Source organism: Cytophagales bacterium (assembly GCA_033344775.1).
Taxonomy (GTDB): domain Bacteria; phylum Bacteroidota; class Bacteroidia; order Cytophagales; family Cyclobacteriaceae; genus JAWPMT01.
Map to the genome: position 1 here is coordinate 866,427 of JAWPMT010000005.1, position 20,349 is coordinate 886,775.

Below are 20,349 nucleotides of genomic sequence, written 5' to 3' on the forward strand. Positions count from 1 at the left end.
GGTATTTTGATATATGTTTCTGATAATACCTAAAACGTGAACCGACGAACAGCTTCCCTCAATAAAAAATCTACTGTGGCGATTACAGGAGTAAATGATCAAACAGACCTGGATAGCCCGATTTGGGCCATTAATTGGTTCAATCTGAAGCGATCCAAACTGTATACATTTTACAATGTAATGGTTTTTCCCCACGTAAAAAAGGTTGGTGGAAAGGCACATTTCAAAGGCTACATCAAAGAGAAATTGGAAGGAAATTCGGACTTTGATCGACAAATGTTGCTGATTGTAAAGTATCCGACAGCCAGTGCTTTCCTCCAAATGTTGACCAATAAATTATTCCTGCTAAAAAGTGTTCTGAGAATGAAGTCCGTAAGCCGGTTCATCTTCGGATTTACGAAACGAATCGGGGATCAACCCGCACCACCGGAAAAACCTACCAGGTACATTGGGAAAAATTACTACCTCGCTCACTTGTTTCAGAGCGAAAAAATATCGGAGGATGATCTCCTGTTGTTGAAGCCGCTTTTTAGTCAGTACAATTTGGTGAACTATTTCTCCGGTCTTAAAGCCGCAACGCTTTCCAGGATAGATGAAGGTGACAATGAACAGATGCAACCCTTTTTCGTGGATGGATTATTTGTCTTGGAAGGCTCAGATCGAGCGTCGTTTAAAATGCTCTTAAAAGACCCCATTTATGAAGCTTTTAAGTCGAAGTGTACGGAGAATAATGTGTATTTGGTGAAGCGGGTGATTTAGGGTTCGAGGGCCTCACCATTCGAGCGCCTCAGGGTTCGTTCGAGAGCTAAAGCAAAGAGAGTCACACGCTTCGAAGAGCCTCAGGGTTTGGGGTTGTTAATCCTCTTCCAATACAAATCCTTTTCCATGCACATTGGTGATGCGGATGGAAGGGTCTTTGTCCAGGTATTTTCGTAGTTTGTGGATGAAGACATCCATGCTCTTGCGGTTGAAAAAGTCACTTTCACCCCAGATGGATTGCAGGGCTTTTCTGCGGTCCAATACTTCGTTTTTCTTTTCACAAAGCATCAAAAGGATACGAGCTTCTTTTTCGGTCAGTCGTTGGACGTGGCCTTCCAATTCCAGCGAGTGATTGGAAAAATCAAAGGTGTATCGACCAATTTTATGAGCCGCCGGAGTTTCCTGATGTCGACCAGCACTTCTATTAATGATGGCCTGTACGCGGGCTATAAACAATTCTTCATCAATCGGTTTCACCACATAATCATCACAACCTAATCGAAAGCCTTTGAGCTTGTCCACTTTCAAAGCTTTGGCAGTAAGGAATATGAAGGGTGTATCCTGATCCAATTGACGAATCTCTTTGGCAAGGGTAAAACCATCTTTCGTGGGGAGCATCACATCTAAAATGCACAATTCAAATGCCCCTTTCTTGAAGGCCTGTAGTCCTTCTTCGCCATCTGTGGCCAGGGTCACCTGAAAATTATGGATCTCAAGGTATTCCCGCAGGATATAGCCGAAGCTTTCATCGTCTTCTACCAAAAGGATATGATTGGCTTTGCGCATCAGGTGGTAGGAAAGTAAAGTTGAAATTCGCTACCTTCATTTAAACGGCTGGACAAGGAAATGCGTCCTTGATGTGCCTGCACCAGTTTCTTTACATAACTAAGACCCAGTCCAAACCCTTTGGCATCATGAACATTGCCAGACTGTGAGCGATAAAATTTATCAAATATGAAATCCTGAATTTCCTGACCGATCCCGATGCCATTGTCTTTGATGGAAATTCGGATACCTTCTGTACTATTAGCCGTGACTATTTCTATTTTGGGCTGGTCGATGGTGTACTTCAGGGCATTGTCCAGCAAATTGTAAATCACATTGACCAGATGTGTATTGTCCCCCAATACTTTCGAAGGACTGGCCTCAAACGACTTGGAAATCAATGCTTTTCGTTGCTCTATGGTCACTCCCATACTTTCGATGACCGTTTCAATCACTTCGTGGATATCGACTTCCTTTTTATCCAGTGTAAAATTCCCGGAATCGATCATGGCTATCTGCAATATCTTATCCACCTGTCCCTCAAGCCGTTTACTCTCTTTGTCGATCAGGTTGATGTAATTCTCATGTTTGGCCTCATCCTCATTACCACCTCGCCGCAACAAATTTGCGGCCAGGTTGATACTGGCAATTGGTGTCTTGAATTCATGGGTGAGGTTATTGATGAAGTCGTTTTTGATCTCCGAAAGTTTTTTCTGCCGCTTGATCACTAAAATCGTGTAGGTGAAACAACCAATCAGCAGCAATATGAATGCGATGGACAGGAACATGGCCCCTTGCGACTGGGCAAATACGTAAGCCTCTTGCTGCGGAAAGAACAACGCCAGGTGATAATCTCCATAGTCCATACTCGGTGAACAAGTCAGGTTGGCCCATCCATGCCCGCGTTCTCTCGGATTCTCACAACTAACCAGATCAAAATCCAAACTGGCACCATCATCGCCAAGTACGAATTGAAATCCGGAACCTTCTTCTTTGTGTTCATACACCGCGTACTCATAGGGTGTGTCGATGTTATGATCCTCGAGAATAGGTTCGATGACTTCTCGCAAAGCTCCGTCAACTTTCGGCTCGTTGATCCCTCCGGTACAGGACAATCGAACACCGGCATCACTTAACAGCAACGAGTATTTCCTGTTCCCTATGAAGGATTCGGTCATCTCTTTGGAGGCAAGGTCTACTTTTTGTAAAAAGATCTGTCGATTGGTTTTGATGGATGATTGCAGGTTCAGGATCTGCAAAACAGATAGCCCTAAAAAAGCGACCAAAGCAAGGCTGATCACCAGATACGTCGACTTATTTCCCGGAACTTTTTTAATCATTTGCGCAAATGAAATGCCTTTCAATCTTCAAATTAGGGCTTTTTAAACCTTCGTTTAAAGTTTTTAACTTTTCGTTAACCAATTTAATCTTTCTTTAAATCACCTTAACCATGCCTTAAGCAAAACGTCTTTTGCAACCGACTAAGCTTGTGAAAAAAGAACATCGCAATGCTCAGCAATTTTTTAAAGCACTTCACCCGTAGCCTTCGCAACTTCTGGTTCCTTAACAGCATTAACCTACTTGGCCTTTCACTAGCTGGAACTGCTGCGATCCTGGTATTTCTATATGTAGATCACGAAACCAGCTTCGATCAGTTTCATGAAGCTAGTAAAAACATCGTCAGACTGGAGGCAAAAACCAATTCCGATGAATGGTTTTCCAATCTCGGGGTGGAACATGCCAGGGCCTTAAAAAATGGCACCTATCCTGAGTTGGAACGATTGACTGTCCTTAACCGAAGGTCCCGAGCATTCGTGGAAACCAACAATCAGCGTTTTGCTGAGGAAAACATCTATCAAACCTCAGTAGGATCTGCTTTCTTCGAAATGTTCGATTTTCCATTTGTAGAAGGAAGTCCCGAACAAGCACTCAAAGACCCGAAGCAGATCGTCCTTACCGAATCTACTGCCAGGAAGTACTTTGGTAATGCTCCTGCATTGGGCCAGATAGTCATCTATGATTCTACAAGCTACTCCATCGCCGGAGTGATTGCCGACCTGCCCACCCACACCCATTTCGAATTTGACTTGGTAGTTAATAGCGGCAGTTTTAATGGTACCGATCACTTTCATGGGAATGCCTACCTGAAACTCTATCCGGATGTTAATCGAAAAGTGCTTGAACAAAAAATCCTTGAGCTGGATGTGGCATACAATGAGTACCATGATCTACAAGGCGTTCGATTGATGAACATAGGTGACATCCATCTGAAGTCCGACGTATCTTTTGGCGCATCGGGAAAAGGTGATTTGGTTCAGATCAGAATCTTTCAGGTATTGGCCATTCTCATTCTGGCCGTAGCAGCCATCAACTACGTTAACCTGAGTTTTGCCATATTTCTGAATAAGGGTAAAGAACTGGGCATGCGCAAAATTCTGGGTGAAACACGAATGGAAATCATCATTCATCTTAGTTTACAAGCGGTAACAACGGCGCTATTGGCTCTTCCCTTCATTGCCTTGGGGTTGTACTTTTCCTTACCCTCATTTGAAGCATTGATGGGCATTAAAATCACGGCTTTACTGTTCGAACACCCTGCTTATATCTTTCTTGGCATTGGGCTTCTGGTATTGATCGGATTGCTCACGGTAATCTATCCACTAGCGGCCATCGGACAGATCTCTATTGGTGAAATGCTAAAATCCAAGCAACTCCTCAATGGCCATGGTGGTGTACGATACCGGAATCTCCTGATGTTCATTCAGTTTGTATTCCTGTTTGCTTTAGGCATCTCTGCCTGGTTCATGAATCGTCAGATTTCGTATCTGGATGAAAAGGACAAGGGGTTTGATGCCAGTCAGGTATTGAAAGTGCAGAATGCATATGATATTGGTAGTTATGAAGATTATCAGTTATTTAAAAACAGACTACTCTCCTATCCTCAGATACAGGGAGTGGCTTTTGGTCCCATGATGGGAGATGGCATGTCTCCGTTGAGTTATCAAACAGAGGGAAGCGAAGAAATCTATGAAAACCTGCTGTCTTATGGTGTAGATACGGACTACTTTGAAGTCATGGGCATTCCCATCCTGGAAGGTGATTTCAAAACGGTATTGGCAGGAGCGGACAATGGACAGATTGTATCGCTTGTCAATCAAAGTTTCATCAATCGATTTAACTGGAAGTCCGATCCGATTGGCAAAAAGATCACCTTGCGTCCCGGAACAGAAAATGAACTACACCGCAAAGTATCCGCAGTTTTCCAGGACTTTCACTTCTTTTCTTTCAAGGAAAAAATAGCTCCACAGATCATCTCCTTAAGACCCGACCCACAATTCGTCAACACCAATATACTGGTGAAGGTGGCCACGCCTGATTTCATCGGAGTGAGCAAAATGATTGAATTTGAATGGAACAAAATACAGCCGGGTTTACCCCTGGACCTTATCACGATGGAATCTGCTGTAAGAAAAATGTACACCAAGGAGCGACAAACCGCCACGGTGGGCATTAATCTTTCTTTTCTGGCCATTGGCCTTTCGATCATGGGGGTATTGGGATTCATGGTTTACCTGATCAGCATCAAATCGAAGGAGATCGTGATCCGAAAAGTGTTGGGGGCCTCCATTGCACAGATCATAAAACTTTTGAATCAACAACTGTTTCTGGCGGTACTTGCTGCTGGTGTAGTTGGAAGTCTGACCAGTTACTGGTTGCTCTCACGCTGGCTAGAAGCCTATGCCTATCGAATTACGCTGAACCCTGTGGCATTCTTGCTGTCTATCATGGCTTCGTACCTGACAATCATGGCCATCACCGCCTATCAGACCATTCGTTCTACGCGAGTTAATCCGGCGGTTGTATTGAAGGAAGAATGAAGTTTGTAAATGGTCTTTTCGCCTGTATTAAGCATGTTGAATTGAAAATAATATCCACCAGTTTTCGATTGCAAAGGAAATTACCTTTATTGGCTTGAAATTAATTCAACCTAATTGATGAGTAGATCAACCTTTATCACAGCCCTAGTACTTGTAGGAATGATGCTGTCCTGTACCAGTCAAACAGAAGAAGCCAAAACACCTCCGGCCGATGAGATCAAATTGAGTTTTGCCTTCATCGGTTGTAACCGCATTTCCTACACGGATAGAAAAGAGTCCAATGCATCAAAAGCCAATGTGCCAGCTGTCCGAAGAATATTCAAGGAGCTCACGGGTATGGAACGCAGACCTGAGTTGCTGTTCTTTCTTGGTGATATGGTCCTCGGAGAGCAGGATACTTCAGCTTTGAGCACACAACTTGATGCCTGGGTAAAGCAATACAAAGACCCAGCCTTTAGCGGCATCGCAACTTCTGGCATTGAACTCGTGGCTGTAACTGGTAATCATGAAATGCTTTTTTATGATGTGACCACCAAGGGGGAATACCCTCTAAAAGGGGCTACAGAAGATTGGCTTACCTTTATGACTGAATACATGCCATCAGACCGGAACCAAGTGCCATACGATTCACTGCTCAATGGCGCCACCTTTTCCTTTGTTCGAGATAGCATAGGATTTGTAGTCATGAATACAGACACCTACAATGAACCCAAATCAGGTCAGCAATATGGTGAAGAAGGCCGGGTGCCTTACAAATGGGTGAATGAAGAAGTATCAAGATTGGGGTCAGATCCTGGAGTCAAACACCTTTTCACAGTAGGTCACCGACCTTATTACGTGGATGGAAAATATGACACGCTACATGGTGGTTTCCCTGATGGCCCTAAGATTTGGCCAACGATGTTGGTAAATGATGTAGTGGCAATGATCGTCGCACATCAACACAATTATCAACGATGGCAACCAGAAGGTACAGGTATCTATGAAGTGATTTCGGGACAAGGTGGCACCTACAGCGGTCCCGATACACCGAAATTCTATGGATATTCAATCATTAATATCTATGAAAGCGGTCGCATCGAACTGATCACCAAGGGCTGGGACTTACCTAACCCAACCTGGGGTGCTGCTCCTCAAAACCCTACTACCACAAGGGACTCTACGACTTTGAGTTACAGACCTAATGCCAATCCTTATGATAATGGTACGACTGGAAAGTGACACTTCAAGCACCTCAGCACATTCCAAGTCACATCAACACTCCTCCCTTCGCCTTTATCGGTGCAGGGAGTTCTGTTTCACCTAGCATTTCACGCAGGTCAATTTCAATGGTGCGACACAGCGACATCATTGGGATGTCATTGGCCATGCCCATGAAGGGGTTTTCGGTGTAATCGCCTACTACTTCCATCATGACATAAACCCAACCGATCAATACGGAAATCGGAATGGATAGCCAGCCCCAATCACCCATTTTCAAAAGTTCGGGGATCATACTGAAGGGAAACAGTATGATGAATATCGCGACAAAATACCGGCTCATGTTGGCGTATTGTCGAGGCAAAGGAAACTTCTTGATCCGTTCGTTCTTTCCCTGATATTCGTAAAAGCTGCGAAGTACATTACCCATTTCCATGTGTCGGAAATCATCTATCAGGTTAATTTTTCTTAAAGCTGCCAGATCACGAGATTGTTCATTGATGATCTGAGTTGCAGTATTCGCATGATTGATCAGCCGGTCATGTTCATCAGGTGGCAAATAGTGCTTTAATTCTGTTTGAGTCGTCTCATCACCATATAAGCCAATGCCATATTTTTTCTGACGATTTTCCACAAACTTACCCAGGTACCCACCCTGACTGATGTGTTCCCATTCCGTAGGGATCAGAAGCTGACTTCTATGTGCATATAACCACCCGATATGTCGATAGATCAGTCGTTTTTTGATCTTTTGCACCTCATCCGACCTTAGTTTTTCCTGAGCGAATAAATTAGAAACATAACCATCCACCATCATACCCCACGCACGACTATCGTTCACTATACCACCCCACACTTTTCTTGCTTCCCACATGCGGTCATAAGCCTGGTTGTTTTTAAAACCTACATAAAAAGCTACCGCTGTACCGATCACCGACATGGGCAACCAGGGAATCGCAAAAGTGAGTAGTCCCAGATGATAAAGCGCAGATATTGACCCCATCATCAATGTCAGCCATATGATGTGATGTCGGGTCCATCTCAGCAGTTTACCTATTCCTACACCTTTGGTTACGAGCATCGTACTATTCTTTGCTCACAAGATAAAATGGTCGCATGGATCTGACAAATGATCCGCTCCAGCTAAACCCTTCTTATTCTATCATGTATACCCTGCTGCACCGCGATTTCCTTTTCTTTTGTATCTCGTTCAACTTTCCAGTAGTTATTCTTTAAGTTCTTTCTCAATGTGTTTACACCATTTGGTTACAGTGTTCAATTGTCCTAACCTTTTAGTTGCAATGGTTCTATCTAAATGCATTACGTCCTTAAAATCCAAAACCTATTCCACCAAAGCCACCGCCATTCAGATCGGGCGTATGACGGTCTCTGCCACGATTATATAGCTCACTCAATGAAGGATAATCCTCTCTTCCCTGACTTGTCTTCGCTCGTTTCCGTAACCTTTTCTCAAGTGCTTTCTTTTCGGCACGTCGTTCCATGACCTCCTGGATCAGTTGATCATAGCGCCCATGTCCTTGAGTTTTTAAAATGGCCATAGCAGCATCGCCAACGATCTCTACCGGATCTTTGACCAGAACCATCAGCGCATCTTTTACTTTTTCTGACGTGATGAAGGTCCTCAAATGGGAACAAGCCAACAGACGTAAATCGAATTGCCCTTCCTGTGTGGCAAAAATCAAATGATCTACTTTTCCCAATTTAGCCCAGCGATCAATGCGGGATCCTGATAATTTGAGCCATCCGGACTTGTAAAAGAGTTGCTGTATTTGATGCATAAGTAGTCGTTCAGTATTTCAAATATAGCCAACCCTAAGCCATCACCGAAACCATACTCAGTACCTTTTCAGCCAGGCGTTGATCACCTTCGATTGTCACTTGATCCTGAATCTGGCTTGGTCGCAAACTCTTGGTGAACAGCTTCCACGAGATGTCCAAAGGAACATTTACCGCGGCATCAAACCTATCTGCTTGCTCCACCAATTCCCATTGATCTGCTGCTCTTTTCAACCACCATGTTCCTCCGGCATCAGCATCAACCGTCACTCGAATGATCGTTCCATCGCTCGCTGTAACGTCACGAAAAGTATGTGGCAAGGCCAGCATGAATGTGTTGATTACCGGTTGAAAGAATTGCTGACTAAGAATGGTACGATCTTCCATGGCATCACGGATCTGCTGCTGATGATGCCATTTCTCGGTGTATTCCCGTGCTACGTGCATCCAGTTATAACTCGTGGCTTCACCAGCCCATGCCACAGAAAAAGCAGCTTCCTCCCATGGATCAAGAGTCGAGTAGTATTCTGAAACTTGTTCACCAGAAAGTTCGAGTAACATCACAAGCACAGCCGGACTCAATCTTTTAGTCGCCTTGACCCAGTCAGCATTCAGCTGATTTAGCCATTCAACCAGATCGCGGAAGCCCTTGATCTCAGGCGGGTTTTCCCCGAAATAGTAATCGCGTTGCATCGATAAGGCCCTTAAATTTCCATCCAGTAAATGCGTGGCAACATCTTTTACTTTCCAGTGTTTTGCTACTGTCTGCTTATTCCAATCAGTAGGTTCCAGTTGTTTTAGAAAATCGATTAATAGATGATCCAGCGGCTTGAATAAGGGCCTGGCATCAACTGGAATCTCCGACTTACTCATCAGACAATGGAATAAGCCTTGCGCTTAGATCAGGGTCCTGCATATCCGGATCTAATGGATAGATCGGTCGATTGATGCGTTTATAATCCAATCGTTTCAGATCCTGGTCCACCCCACCTGGGGTTAATGCCATGACCCAATCCGCCCGGATATCATAGAGTTCGGGAACCAGGTATCCAATTTTCACAATGACAATGTCCGTTTCCAACGGATTGAGTGTCAACCTCGTAAAATCCTGAATCTTATGGTAAGGCTTGCGCTTTTGGGTGACGATGACACTGATGGTGCCGACCTGAACTACAACTTCCGTCTCTGCGTGAATATCACCTGGCTCAATCGCTTTTACCACCCCTTTGAGCCGCACTGGAGGAGCAAACCTGTCATCAATTTCAGCGCCAACCACTTCATCGACTTCTCCACCAACTCCGACGGCTACCGCTTTTTCCACCAATTTGGGGCCAGGGATGGAAGCATAGATGACGGATGGTCCGTTTTCCTCAAAAAATTCTGGTCGTTCGAGCAATTGTTGCAGCGTCCAGGAAACATCGCCAGCGCCACCAGCCGTCGGGTTATCGCCCATATCACTGATCAGATAGGGAACTTTATCACTAGCAATGGCCATATCAAGACTCGCTTCCAGTGTGGCAGTAGGGGCTACAAATTCAAACCGCTCCCGTTCCTCCCAGAATGATTTGGCCAGGGCTTCTGCAGATTCTTTTACAGATTGTTCGTCATCGCCAACTGCCATCACTACCGCATGATTTCGTGGTTCATCAGCCCAGGCGTAGCCTACCCATATCGCAGCGTCGATCACACCTTCTATTCGTGTGAGTGGGTCTACTTTGGCATAAAGACTTTTACCTGGATCGATTCTCGTGCTTGTTTTCTCTCCCGGCAACAAAATTGGTACACGGATCCAGGCTTTGTATTTTGGTTTTCCCTTGCCACTTTCTAATCGATCGAGCAGGTTTACCAACGCCCTCTTTTTTGATTCAATTGCATCCTCGTGTGGTGCCATTCTGTAGCAGGTGATCAAGTCTGATTGCCTGGCCAGTTTCTGAGATACATTTCCATGTAAATCCATGGAAGTGGAAATCAACGTATTCGGGCCCACTACCTGGCGGATCCTGGAGATCATATTTCCTTCAGGATCATCCATTCCTTCGACGCTCATGGCGCCATGGATATCAAAAAACAAACCATCATAAGGCAAATTTTCCTGTAACATGGTCAGTGTTTTTTCCATCAAGGACTCATATGTTTCTCTGGAAACAATACCCCCAGGTAAGGCATGCCCCCGAAGGGTCGGGAACCACATGGCGCGTGATCGATTAACCGAGTCCTGATCCAGAAAAGGGTAATAGGTAAACACTTCTTCACCAATCCTGGAATGGAAGGCATCTTCATAGGTAACAGCAGGAGAAAAAGTACTGGATTCAATCGCAAGGCCAGCGATGGCTACTCTGGGCAAAGACTTTTGGATTTCTTCTTCCTGGCCTTGCGAACCGCAGGCAAGAAGTGCCACACTAACCAATAGGAATAAACAGAGACGCATGAACCAATTAGGATGTAAAGCTCTGAAATTAAACAATTCGTAGCAGGAGAAAGCAAAGGAATGTATAAACCTGTACGAATAGTGCTGTAAGTGGCTTTAATGGAATCAACAAAACATCAGCTAAACTCCTATAAATCCGTATCTTAGAAAAGTCGATGAGGACAAGCAGCACTTATAAAAAGAGAAGCAGGCCAATCAACCGAACTGGAAGCCCATTCGGTAATGGAAGAGGAATAGCGGGTCCGAAAGCGCTGCATTTATTTCGGTTGGAAGATCAAGTCAATCAAAGTGATCGGGTGCGGCATGGCAAGCTGTTGCAGCAAAAAGCCTATCTGTTCACCACACAACTCAAGAAAAACGGGCAAGACGAGTCTCCCAATCATCAAGTTGGAAAATACATCCCTTCCAAAGGAGCAGAGATCCACGTATACGAATCCCCGCATGGCAATAAGAAAATCAAAGGACAATTGTCGGTCGGTCAAACCACATACCTCATCAATAGCCACCACAAGGCCCTAAAAGCCCTCGAATTGCTTCGGCAACATCGAGAAGCCAAAGGATTCAGTTAGATGGAGTCCATGCTGATCTGTTGGATCGAAGCGTTGAACCCCTCGAATGAAACTGCTCCTGAAGAAAGTCCTGTCAAAAAGAAACACGGAGATGGAGATGGTGAACCAGGTGTGAATCCATCAAATACTCCTTCAGCTTAAAATCAATAAAGCTATTGTCGCTCAGGAAAGAGCCGAAGAATGTCTGCTTCGTTGGCTGCACAAATCCCTCTTTCGGTAATCAATCCCGTGATCAGCCGCGCGGGAGTTACATCAAAACCATAATTGATCGCAGGACTATCCGGAGGGGTCAACAACACCTCTTTGATATCACCTTCGTGTAATCCCCAGATGGATTTTACTTCCGAAGCACCACGCTCTTCTATGGGTATTTCCTTAACACCATCCCGAATGTTCCAGTCAAAGGAAGAAGAAGGTAATGCCACGTAAAAGGGAACCCCATTGTCATGGGCTGCCAGTGCTTTCAAATACGTTCCAATTTTATTGGCCACGTCGCCTGTTCGGGTGGTACGATCTGTGCCTGTGATCGCCAGGTCCACCTGGCCATGTTGCATCAAATGCCCTCCGGTATTGTCCGCAATCACCGTATGAGGAACACCATGTTGACCGAGTTCCCAGGCCGTAAGTCGCGCTCCTTGATTTCTCGGACGTGTTTCATCTACCCACACGTGGATATCATACCCCTGATCAAATGCTTCATAAATTGGCGCCGTAGCACTACCATGATCCACAAACGCAAGCCAACCCGCATTGCAGTGGGTAAGAATATTGATGGTGCCTTTCTTCTTTTCGGCAACTTTCTGGATTAACGACAAACCATGCTCTCCCAATCGCTTGCAAAAGCTTGCATCTTCATCCGCAATTTGATTGGCTATTTCGCGAGTATATACAACCTTCTCCTCGACTTTATCAGTACTATCAATGGCTTTCAATTGTCGATCAACTGCCCACTCCAAATTGACAGCTGTGGGGCGTGTGGCCTTTAACTGTTGCGCTAACTGTTGGATAGATAGGTCGAAATTATCCGAGAGCGAAGCCTCCTTAGCTGCCAGGTACATGCCGTATCCGGCAGCAGCCCCAATCAGGCCTGCTCCTCTCACATGCATGTCTTTGATGGCCGTACACATCTGTGCAACCGTTGTAATATCTTCCACTACAAATTGATGTGGAAGAGTCCGTTGATCAATGATCTGTACAATTTCAGGTTGATCCTGTTTCAACCAGATGGTTCGAAAATGCTGCTCCTTAACGTTCATTATCTGCAATTTATCGAATGGTTGTTTCAAATCGTCGACTTTCATGCGGCAATCCCGTAAAAGATGGTGAGATTGAATAATCCAAATCAGCCTGTTAGACAACACTCAACCCCAGCTATCGACCTTTGATGATTTAATGCTGGATCTAACATGTTAAACAACTGCTCACAAACGACAGGCCGCGGAGACCTATGGCAAATTGATTTAAGAAAGCGACACGAATTTCTCTCCCAATTGATGGTCGCCATTGGTTGGGACTTCCTTCCTCCCAATAGTTTTGATCTTGACCTGACCTGCTTCCTGCTTGGAGATGATGGCAAATTACTTTCCAAAGAACACCTGATCTTCTACAATAATCTGGTCTCACCTGACAAGGCTGTAGAACATAGTGGTGATAATAGCGATGGCAAAGGAGACGGTGCCGATGAAATTATTCTGGCTGATTTAAATGCGCTTGATCAATCAGTACATGAAATTGAATTTGTTGTATTTATCGATAATGCCGGAAGTAGAGACCAGGTATTTGGACTACTGAAACATGCTTTTGTCGCAGTGGAGGATGTCGGAAACCACAAAGAATTACTTCGATATCGCCTTGATACGGAATGCCCTTCAGCCAGTTGTGTCAACCTGGGCAAACTTCAGAAAGAGCGAGGAGAGTGGAAATTTTTGGCTGAAGGAACTTGTTCGGACCTTAATCTGGAAAATTATTTACAGTTGTTGGGTGCTTAATCAAGTTCGTACCACTCAGGTGTTGGGAGGTTTCTTCTACGGCCCTCGTCCACGGGCGCATAAAATTCAGCGAGGTACCAGACAATGATCTCTTCATTCTCTCCCAGTTGCCAAAGCCCCTGTGTCTCTTGCATCCACTGAATAGTTCCTCGCCATCCACTGGCTGTGGCTTTGTTTTGGGTGATCAATTTTGCAGAATGGCATCCCGTACAATTGCGAATCACCATGTCCAAACCCGGACCGTCCAGCAATCCGGTTGGCGTATGTACGCCATCTACAATTTCTGATGATTTGATCATGGTTAAAGACACTTCCTCTTCTGTAGCATCACTCCAGGAAGCCACCCATTCAGGGTTTCCGTTGAGAAACAATACGCCTACAAACAGGAATGCCACTAAAAAGGTCAGCCCCACAATCAGGTTGAACAGCTTTACCAGTAAATTGATAAGTTCCTTCATCGATTAGTTGATCTGGACCGCAATTCGGTGACAAGCATTGTTCAGATATCCTTTTGGGTTCCAACCTGGAAGGACCAATGGTTGTGCCAACCCATTCGAATCCGTCGCTCGGGCCCACACTTCATAGTATCCTTTTTCAGGAAAATTGATTGCTGCTTTCCATTGTTGCCAGGCAAGACGATTCACAGGTTTTGACAGGTCGCAAGACTCCCAGGTAGCTCCAAAATTGATGGAGTATTCTACTTTTGTCACTTCTAGTTCCCCAGCCCAGGCCTGTCCATTGATCTCAAGTAATTTTCCACGCTTCAGCATGGCTCCTGTTTTAGGATAGGTGATCAGCGATTTGACTGGCATGGACTCAATGATGCACATGTTTTCATCAGCCACCTTAGTTCCCGGAGCTACGGGTTCGCAGGGTACCCGATAGGAAGAACCACCCATCTTAGCTCCATCATGGACCTGATCGCGCACCACTAATTTATGCAGCCACTTGCCCGAAGCAGACGCGGGCCAACCTCCTGCCACCAACCTTAGCGGAAAACCATGTGCCAGAGGAATGTCTTCACCATTCATGGCATAAGCCACCATTGTTTCTTCCATCATGGCTTTTGAAAGAGGAACACCCCGAGAAATCGGATCTTTGCTTGCATCGCCACTCAAATGCGTATCCCTGCCATAGTAACCGATATAAACCGCGTCATCTTTGATCCCAACATCTTGCAGCAAATCTCTCAGACGGACCCCTGTCCATGTAGCACAAGCCACCGCTCCAATCGTCCATTGATTCCCTTTCGCAGGGGGATTAAATTCACTCCGCCCATTACCTCCGCATTCCAGGGTTAATTGATAGGTATGTGCTTCAAAACGTGATTTCAGGTCCTGCAACGTATAAGTCCTCCTACGGTTAGCAGATTCTCCTTCAATGGTCAGTGTCCACTGGGACACATCAATGTCTTGCGGTATCCTGCCATTATTGCGAATGAACATGCGATCTGCAGGAGTAATAGGATCGTTCAGCAAGTGCGCCTGCGCCTCCATGTTCCAGGGACGATCATTCAACAGCACCATTTCCGCATGCTTCGAAAAAAGCTCATAAGGGTCCTGAATACCCAACAAGTCCATCCCTTTTGGTAGATTTCTGGCAAATACAACATCCAGTCCCAACCCCAGTGAAATTCCTCCAAGGGCGGATTGGCGTATAAAAGATCGTCTATTGGTCATGTACTCATCAGGGTTTATGGCTCATGGCTAAAAATAAGTTATTTTGGTTGGTTGAATGATACCTGAACATATCTTGATCTCTTAGAACCAGCCATGAATGCAACTGACCTGACGATCACACTCCTTAGTTGTGCCTTTTTCATGGGCCTGGTAGCCTATGTTTCTTATCTAAAAACCAGGGGGCAAGCCAATTCTCGTGAAGGATATTTTCTGGCCGGCAGAAGCTTATCCGGAATTTTCATTGCTGGTTCATTGCTACTCACCAACTTATCCGCTGAACAACTTGTCGGCCTGAATGGATCGGCATATGGCAGCAACCTGAGTAGCATGGCCTGGGAAGTGACTGCCGGATTGGCCATTGTGATCATGGCACTCGTATTCTTACCGAAATATTTGAAAGGTGCGTTCACCACTCTTCCTGAATTCCTGAATACACGCTTTGATGATGATGTACGGCGATTGTCCGTGATTCTTTTCATGCTGGGGTATGGTCTCATCACCATTCCTTCCGTTTTGTACTCTGGATCAATCGCAGTACTAAGGCTATTTAATGTACCCGACTTGCTAGGTGTCGGCTACTCATCAGGACTCATCATTACGATCCTGATCATCGGTATCATTGGCGCTCTTTATGCCATTTTCGGAGGACTAAAAGCGGTTGCAGTTTCCGACACCATCAATGGCATCGGCTTATTGATCATCGGTCTGCTCATCCCCGTATTGGGACTGATTGCTTTGGGAGACGGGAATTTCTTTCAGGGACTAGAAACACTCACCACCACCAAGACAGAAAAACTCAATGCCGTGGGTGCTGCCACCGATCCCTTGCCCTTCGGAACGATTTTTACCGGAATGATCTTCGCGAATCTTTTTTATTGGGGTACGAACCAATACGTAATACAAAGAACACTTGGTGCGGCGAGCCTGAAGGAAGGTCAAAAAGGAGTGATTCTATCTGGCTATTACAAAGTACTGGTACCTTTCATGATGATGATTCCCGGCACCATTGCTTTTCACCTTTATGGTCCCGGACTAGCTACCATCGATCTGGCTTATCCTACTTTGGTAAAAGACCTGCTACCTACTTTCATGGCAGGGTTCTTTCTGGCGGTACTGCTTGGAGCGGTATTCAGTTCGTTCAACTCGCTACTGAATAGCGCAGCAACCATGTTTGTACTGGATGTCTACGAACCCTTACGCCCCGGAAAGTTGTCCGAAGTTCAGGTCATCAAAGTAGCGAAGATCGCGAGTGTAGTGATTGCTGTTCTTTCATTCGTCGTTTCGCCCCTGCTTCAATATGCGCCGGAAGGCTTATGGCAAATCATCCGCATCTTCACGGGATTTTATAATATCCCAATCATCACCGTTGTGTTGGTGGGCTTGTTTTTCAAACGTGTGCCTGCCCTGGCAGCCAAAGTCTCCATCGTTTTCCATGTGATCGCCTATGCTCTACTCCGTTTTGTCATCGAAGTTGATATTCATTTTGTGCATGTCTATGCCATCCTGTTTGCCATAGAGTTTGCCTTGATGCTACTCATTGGATATTGGAAACCCAATCAAAAAGTTTGGACACTAGCCAAGAATGACGAAGTGGACATGACCCCCTGGAAATATGCTTATGCCGCCTCTATCTGGTTGATCGCAGCTATCGTGATCTTGTACCTTACTTTTTCAAAAATAGGACTTGTGGATGGCATTGGAGCAAACTACTTCCTGACATCAGGAGCAGTAGTAGTCCTTGCTGGGATCGGAAGTTGGTGGAGTGTGAGGAAAGACCAACAAACGTAGCACTTCCTACGGCAGGCCCGCCGGTGCCGGCTCGCCTTGCTGCGAAGCGGGCCTGCCACGAAGGATTGCGGGGAGGGCGCCCCAATTACTTTTCAAACAATAATGATCAACCCGAAGCAATCACCAAATATCAAGAAAGCAAGGATACCCCTGCCGCAATTTGGATCGGGATCGGTGTAATGGATTGATTGAATTTCTCCTGATAGGCCTGATCAAGCGCATGAATGAAGTCTTCTTCTGTCCCTTTTTTGACCAGATTGATCGTGCATCCACCAAATCCACCACCTGTCATGCGTGCACCCAGCGTATCGGGTCTTGCATTGGAAAATGCTGCCATAAAATCAATTTCGGGGCAGGTGATCTCATATTCGAACTGCATGCCTCGTTGTGACTGTTTCATTAATTCCCCAGCATGATGAATATCTCCCTTTTCCAGTGCTTTGGCAAAGGCATTGACGCGAGCATTCTCTTCTAACACGTATTTGCAGCGTCGAAAAATCAGCTCCGGGAACTCATCTTGTAGCGTATATAATTGCTCCAGGGAGACATGACGCAAAGTACTCAATCCGGGAATGTGCTCTTTTAATATTTTGACTCCTTCTTCACATTGTTGTCTGCGCTCATTGTAGCCAGAATCCGCAAGATTGTGTGTCACATTGGAGTTGCACAACACCAAAGAATATTCTTGTAACTGGAATGGAAAGTAATCGAAATCCAGTGATTCGCAATCCAGCCGGAACGCGTGATCTGCTTTTCCCAGGACACTGGAGAACTGATCCATAATCCCACACATCACCCCTGCATAATGATGCTCCGCTAATTGGGCTATCTGTGCCATCTCTACCCTGGGGATATCCAGACCAAATAACGCACTCAAACCAAAGCAAGTACCACACTCTACTGCTGCTGAAGAAGACATTCCTGCACCTCGAGGCACATTTCCTGTAAACACGACATTGAACCCTTCAAGCGTTCTCCCAGTCGCTAAAATTTCCGCAGCAACTCCCATAAGATAGTTTTCCCAGGAATTAGGAGGCTGTGGCTTCATTTCAGATAATTTGAAATCATAGCGTGCATTGAGGTCCATGGCATACAGACTACAATCCTCAGATGCCCCAGACTTACCTAGTGCGAACTGGATCTCGTGTCCCACTGCTGCTGGAAATACGAAGCCACCATTATAATCTGTATGCTCGCCAATGAGATTGATCCGACCTGGTGCTCTCACCACCAAATCAGGCGCGGAACCGAACTTGTTCTGGTATGCTTGTACGACAGACTCCATAGTGCTCAACAATTTTGAGGGTGCAAATTAATCACCAGAAACTTATTAGTAGCATATAGTAGCATAGCTTAATTTATTCCTTAGAAATAACAACCTTCATACTCATCAGTTCTGGTTTAGTCAAAGCCGCAAGCAGGAAATAGGCCACACTTCGGCGACTGATCGTCAAGTTTGGTTTTTGTTCATTCGAAAATGATTCACGAACCTTTTGTTTTACAGAAGAATTGGTCAAACCGACAGGTTGCACGATTGTCCAGGGAATGTTGGACGCTTCAACTAATTGCTCTTGTCGAGCATGGTCCTGGTAAGCTACACCAATGTTGCTGTTATTGATGAACCAGCTGAACCAACCAGGAATATCATTAGCTGTCTCGCCTACTCCCCATGCAGAACAGACCACTAAACGTTGGATGCCTAACGTGGTTATCAAAGGCAAAAGAATCTTCATGGTATCGGAGAGCAAAGTGGGAGGTGTTCTTAGCCTGGACCAGGGAAAATCAGAGTTTCTGGATACATTCAATACACTGATTACCCCTTCACAACCTTCCAGTGACCTGCGAAGGTCTTGCTCATTGGTTGTATCTCCTTCGAGGATATTCAAGCCTGGTTGAGGATGAATTCGACTGGTATTTCTGGCCAGGCACGTCACTTCATGGCCTTCCTTTAATGCTGCTGCCAGCACTAATTTCCCTGTTCGTCCTGTTGCTCCAAGTAAGCAAATTTTCATGAACCTCACTGTTTGGTTTTGCCACTAATGGAGTTCAAAATTACGCTAAGTGGTCACAGGAAATACCAAAGAAACGCCCAAAGTTACTGAGTGAAAAATAGAAAAGAGTATGCCAATTGACATCCCCTAATCAAAAAGACAAGATCGAATCACGACTGTTCGGCTTGTGCTTTCAATTCCTGATTCATCTTTTCAAAACCAGCAGCGGTACTGGCATGGATCTTCTTCATGATCATACCGCTGAATAAGCCTTTGAAGGTTTCGTAATTCGTGAATTTCACCTGATTCGGCCCTAGCTCTTCGATGCGGAAGCCATGCGTTCCGTCAAAAATACCGGGCATAAACAATCGACCAATCCAGATCAATTCTTTGTTTGGTTCCGCTTTCAATATCCTGGGCTTAAAGACCATTTCTTTCCCGTCATTATCAAACGTGTTTTTGAGTTTGGTGCCTGTTTCTGCCTTCCCCTCACTCTTGATGATGAAAGAATTCCAGTTTTCCCAGTTGTCAAAGTCTGTCAATACCTGCCACACTTTCTCCGCGCTGGCATTGATGATGATTGATTTTTCCAGACTTCTAAGATTTTGTGATTGTGCCATAAGTCCCGCCGTAAAAAATGTAAATGTCGTAATTGCTCGCATGATTATTACTTTTTGATCATGGAGCTAAGCTAGCGGAGCCAAATACTGAAAAACGTTAACAAAAGATAAGAATGGAAACGACCTTTCAATTCAATTGAAATTGCGTGTTTGTTGAAGTGGTCTTTTTTTCGATTGAGAAATATCAAAGGTTTATGGTTCCTGGTTTTTGGTCGAAGGTTTCACTAAAAACTAAAAACCATAAACTGAGATCATCTCCTTTCCAATAAGCGCTTCCTGATCCTGCTAAGAGAAACTGGGGTCATGCCCAGGAATGAAGCAATGATGTGTTGAGGGACACGATTGAGAAGATCCGGTTCATTGGCCATGAATTTCTCATATCTCTCTTCCGGACTGTCAAGCACAAATGAAGAAAAGAAATGCAGCAGGTGGTTGAGTCGGAGTTGCGTATAAGTCATGATGATAAAGGATAGATCTGGAGATTGCTGAAAGATGGCTTCCAAATCTTCCTTGCTTATTTCGAGTCCTTCGATTTCCTCTATGGTTTCAAGCACCAACAAACTAGGCTTCTCAAACAGATAGCTTTGAATAGAACCAGCAAACATCCCTTCCTTGAAAAAGAACAACGTCTTCTCCTCCCCGTCTTTATATCCGTGCAATCGGGCCAAGCCCTTGCTGATAAACACGTAGCTATTCGCAACCGTCTCCGTGTCAATGATCCGCTGCTTCTTTTGATAAGTCACCGGCTTGAATTTGGATGCAGCCATCTCCCAATCTTCATCCGAAAGAGGTCTGATGGCACGTAGGGTTTGGAGGAGGTGGGTGTGGGGGGACATGCCTTAATATAATTCAAGACGCCCAACTATTGAAAAGCCAGAACGGTGAAC

The 20,349-nt window shown here is 45.1% G+C and carries 20 protein-coding genes; 7 read left to right on the plus strand and 13 right to left on the minus strand.

The features are described 5' to 3' along the window. Nucleotides 1-36: 36 nt before the first annotated feature. Entirely contained in the window at nucleotides 37-759 is a 723-nt protein-coding gene (locus R8G66_21250; GenBank protein ID MDW3194913.1) for a hypothetical protein, read from the plus strand. 96 nt (nucleotides 760-855) lie between these two features. Here R8G66_21250 and R8G66_21255 read toward each other — a convergent pair whose 3' ends face one another. Together R8G66_21255 and R8G66_21260 are read right to left on the minus strand one after the other, a co-directional pair. Next, nucleotides 856-1,545, minus strand: a complete 690-nt coding sequence (locus R8G66_21255) for a response regulator transcription factor (GenBank protein ID MDW3194914.1) — start codon at nucleotides 1,543-1,545, stop codon at nucleotides 856-858. Then, the gene (locus R8G66_21260) at nucleotides 1,545-2,864 is read right to left on the minus strand and encodes a HAMP domain-containing sensor histidine kinase (GenBank protein MDW3194915.1); all 1,320 of its coding nucleotides are present in this window, start codon (nucleotides 2,862-2,864) and stop codon (nucleotides 1,545-1,547) included. The genes R8G66_21255 and R8G66_21260 overlap by 1 nt, the downstream gene beginning before the upstream one ends. A 168-nt stretch (nucleotides 2,865-3,032) precedes the next feature. Here R8G66_21260 and R8G66_21265 point away from each other — a divergent pair, with 168 nt between their 5' ends. Both R8G66_21265 and R8G66_21270 read left to right on the plus strand, forming a co-directional pair. Beyond that, nucleotides 3,033-5,402: an ABC transporter permease gene (locus R8G66_21265; protein MDW3194916.1), complete on the plus strand. Its 2,370-nt coding sequence runs from the start codon at nucleotides 3,033-3,035 to the stop codon at nucleotides 5,400-5,402. Nucleotides 5,403-5,519: 117 nt separating this feature from the next. After that, entirely contained in the window at nucleotides 5,520-6,623 is a 1,104-nt protein-coding gene (locus tag R8G66_21270; GenBank protein MDW3194917.1) for a hypothetical protein, read from the plus strand. A gap of 28 nt (nucleotides 6,624-6,651) precedes the next feature. Here the strand turns inward: R8G66_21270 and R8G66_21275 are convergent, their stop codons facing one another. From R8G66_21275 to R8G66_21290, 4 genes are all read right to left on the minus strand, one after another. Beyond that, a complete protein-coding gene (locus tag R8G66_21275; protein MDW3194918.1) occupies nucleotides 6,652-7,683 on the minus strand; it encodes a bestrophin family ion channel in 1,032 nt (343 codons plus the stop codon). A gap of 247 nt (nucleotides 7,684-7,930) precedes the next feature. Beyond that, a complete protein-coding gene (locus tag R8G66_21280; GenBank protein ID MDW3194919.1) occupies nucleotides 7,931-8,401 on the minus strand; it encodes a hypothetical protein in 471 nt (156 codons plus the stop codon). Between the two features lie 34 nt (nucleotides 8,402-8,435). Beyond that, on the minus strand, nucleotides 8,436-9,272 hold the full coding sequence (locus R8G66_21285; GenBank protein MDW3194920.1) for a maleylpyruvate isomerase N-terminal domain-containing protein: 837 nt from the start codon (nucleotides 9,270-9,272) through the stop codon (nucleotides 8,436-8,438). Next, a complete protein-coding gene (locus R8G66_21290) occupies nucleotides 9,265-10,827 on the minus strand; it encodes a M81 family metallopeptidase (protein ID MDW3194921.1) in 1,563 nt (520 codons plus the stop codon). The genes R8G66_21285 and R8G66_21290 overlap by 8 nt, the downstream gene beginning before the upstream one ends. A 155-nt stretch (nucleotides 10,828-10,982) precedes the next feature. Here R8G66_21290 and R8G66_21295 point away from each other — a divergent pair, with 155 nt between their 5' ends. Both R8G66_21295 and R8G66_21300 read left to right on the plus strand, forming a co-directional pair. Beyond that, nucleotides 10,983-11,396, plus strand: a complete 414-nt coding sequence (locus R8G66_21295) for a hypothetical protein (GenBank protein MDW3194922.1) — start codon at nucleotides 10,983-10,985, stop codon at nucleotides 11,394-11,396. Beyond that, a complete protein-coding gene (locus R8G66_21300) occupies nucleotides 11,397-11,537 on the plus strand; it encodes a hypothetical protein (protein MDW3194923.1) in 141 nt (46 codons plus the stop codon). 11 nt (nucleotides 11,538-11,548) lie between these two features. Here R8G66_21300 and mtnA read toward each other — a convergent pair whose 3' ends face one another. Beyond that, complete coding sequence (mtnA, locus tag R8G66_21305) at nucleotides 11,549-12,652, minus strand: S-methyl-5-thioribose-1-phosphate isomerase (protein ID MDW3194924.1); 1,104 nt, start codon at nucleotides 12,650-12,652, stop codon at nucleotides 11,549-11,551. 150 nt (nucleotides 12,653-12,802) lie between these two features. Here mtnA and R8G66_21310 point away from each other — a divergent pair, with 150 nt between their 5' ends. Then, nucleotides 12,803-13,384, plus strand: a complete 582-nt coding sequence (locus tag R8G66_21310; protein ID MDW3194925.1) for a TerD family protein — start codon at nucleotides 12,803-12,805, stop codon at nucleotides 13,382-13,384. On the opposite strand, the gene R8G66_21315 is transcribed toward R8G66_21310, so the two are convergent. Both R8G66_21315 and R8G66_21320 read right to left on the minus strand, forming a co-directional pair. Beyond that, nucleotides 13,381-13,842, minus strand: coding sequence for a hypothetical protein (locus tag R8G66_21315; protein MDW3194926.1), 462 nt, complete (start codon nucleotides 13,840-13,842; stop codon nucleotides 13,381-13,383). The two genes, R8G66_21310 and R8G66_21315, sit on opposite strands and share 4 nt — an antisense overlap. A gap of 3 nt (nucleotides 13,843-13,845) precedes the next feature. Then, nucleotides 13,846-15,063, minus strand: coding sequence for a sulfite oxidase (locus R8G66_21320; GenBank protein ID MDW3194927.1), 1,218 nt, complete (start codon nucleotides 15,061-15,063; stop codon nucleotides 13,846-13,848). A 93-nt stretch (nucleotides 15,064-15,156) separates the two neighbouring features. Between R8G66_21320 and R8G66_21325 the strand changes: the two genes are divergently transcribed. Next, nucleotides 15,157-16,851, plus strand: a complete 1,695-nt coding sequence (locus R8G66_21325) for a solute:sodium symporter family transporter (GenBank protein MDW3194928.1) — start codon at nucleotides 15,157-15,159, stop codon at nucleotides 16,849-16,851. Nucleotides 16,852-16,981: 130 nt separating this feature from the next. Here R8G66_21325 and galK read toward each other — a convergent pair whose 3' ends face one another. From galK to R8G66_21345, 4 genes are all read right to left on the minus strand, one after another. Next, entirely contained in the window at nucleotides 16,982-18,136 is a 1,155-nt protein-coding gene (gene galK, locus R8G66_21330) for a galactokinase (protein ID MDW3194929.1), read from the minus strand. Nucleotides 18,137-18,209: 73 nt separating this feature from the next. Continuing rightward, a complete protein-coding gene (locus tag R8G66_21335; GenBank protein ID MDW3194930.1) occupies nucleotides 18,210-18,863 on the minus strand; it encodes an NAD(P)-binding oxidoreductase in 654 nt (217 codons plus the stop codon). A 149-nt stretch (nucleotides 18,864-19,012) separates the two neighbouring features. Then, complete coding sequence (locus tag R8G66_21340; GenBank protein ID MDW3194931.1) at nucleotides 19,013-19,504, minus strand: SRPBCC domain-containing protein; 492 nt, start codon at nucleotides 19,502-19,504, stop codon at nucleotides 19,013-19,015. Between the two features lie 209 nt (nucleotides 19,505-19,713). Further along, entirely contained in the window at nucleotides 19,714-20,298 is a 585-nt protein-coding gene (locus R8G66_21345) for a Crp/Fnr family transcriptional regulator (GenBank protein MDW3194932.1), read from the minus strand. Between the last annotated feature and the right edge of the window lie 51 nt (nucleotides 20,299-20,349).

Coding starts and splice junctions, on each gene's coding strand:
- R8G66_21270 (MDW3194917.1), top strand. CDS start 5,520: ATGAGTAGATCAACCTTTATCACAGCCCTAGTACTTGTAGGAATGATG.
- galK (MDW3194929.1), bottom strand. CDS start 18,136: ATGGAGTCTGTCGTACAAGCATACCAGAACAAGTTCGGTTCCGCGCCT.
- R8G66_21310 (MDW3194925.1), top strand. CDS start 12,803: ATGTTAAACAACTGCTCACAAACGACAGGCCGCGGAGACCTATGGCAA.
- R8G66_21255 (MDW3194914.1), bottom strand. CDS start 1,545: ATGCGCAAAGCCAATCATATCCTTTTGGTAGAAGACGATGAAAGCTTC.
- R8G66_21315 (MDW3194926.1), bottom strand. CDS start 13,842: ATGAAGGAACTTATCAATTTACTGGTAAAGCTGTTCAACCTGATTGTG.
- R8G66_21325 (MDW3194928.1), top strand. CDS start 15,157: ATGAATGCAACTGACCTGACGATCACACTCCTTAGTTGTGCCTTTTTC.
- R8G66_21265 (MDW3194916.1), top strand. CDS start 3,033: ATGCTCAGCAATTTTTTAAAGCACTTCACCCGTAGCCTTCGCAACTTC.
- R8G66_21320 (MDW3194927.1), bottom strand. CDS start 15,063: ATGACCAATAGACGATCTTTTATACGCCAATCCGCCCTTGGAGGAATT.
- R8G66_21285 (MDW3194920.1), bottom strand. CDS start 9,272: ATGAGTAAGTCGGAGATTCCAGTTGATGCCAGGCCCTTATTCAAGCCG.
- R8G66_21340 (MDW3194931.1), bottom strand. CDS start 19,504: ATGCGAGCAATTACGACATTTACATTTTTTACGGCGGGACTTATGGCA.
- R8G66_21290 (MDW3194921.1), bottom strand. CDS start 10,827: ATGCGTCTCTGTTTATTCCTATTGGTTAGTGTGGCACTTCTTGCCTGC.
- R8G66_21295 (MDW3194922.1), top strand. CDS start 10,983: ATGAGGACAAGCAGCACTTATAAAAAGAGAAGCAGGCCAATCAACCGA.
- R8G66_21260 (MDW3194915.1), bottom strand. CDS start 2,864: ATGATTAAAAAAGTTCCGGGAAATAAGTCGACGTATCTGGTGATCAGC.
- R8G66_21280 (MDW3194919.1), bottom strand. CDS start 8,401: ATGCATCAAATACAGCAACTCTTTTACAAGTCCGGATGGCTCAAATTA.
- R8G66_21275 (MDW3194918.1), bottom strand. CDS start 7,683: ATGCTCGTAACCAAAGGTGTAGGAATAGGTAAACTGCTGAGATGGACC.
- R8G66_21300 (MDW3194923.1), top strand. CDS start 11,397: ATGGAGTCCATGCTGATCTGTTGGATCGAAGCGTTGAACCCCTCGAAT.
- R8G66_21345 (MDW3194932.1), bottom strand. CDS start 20,298: ATGTCCCCCCACACCCACCTCCTCCAAACCCTACGTGCCATCAGACCT.
- mtnA (MDW3194924.1), bottom strand. CDS start 12,652: ATGAACGTTAAGGAGCAGCATTTTCGAACCATCTGGTTGAAACAGGAT.
- R8G66_21335 (MDW3194930.1), bottom strand. CDS start 18,863: ATGAAAATTTGCTTACTTGGAGCAACAGGACGAACAGGGAAATTAGTG.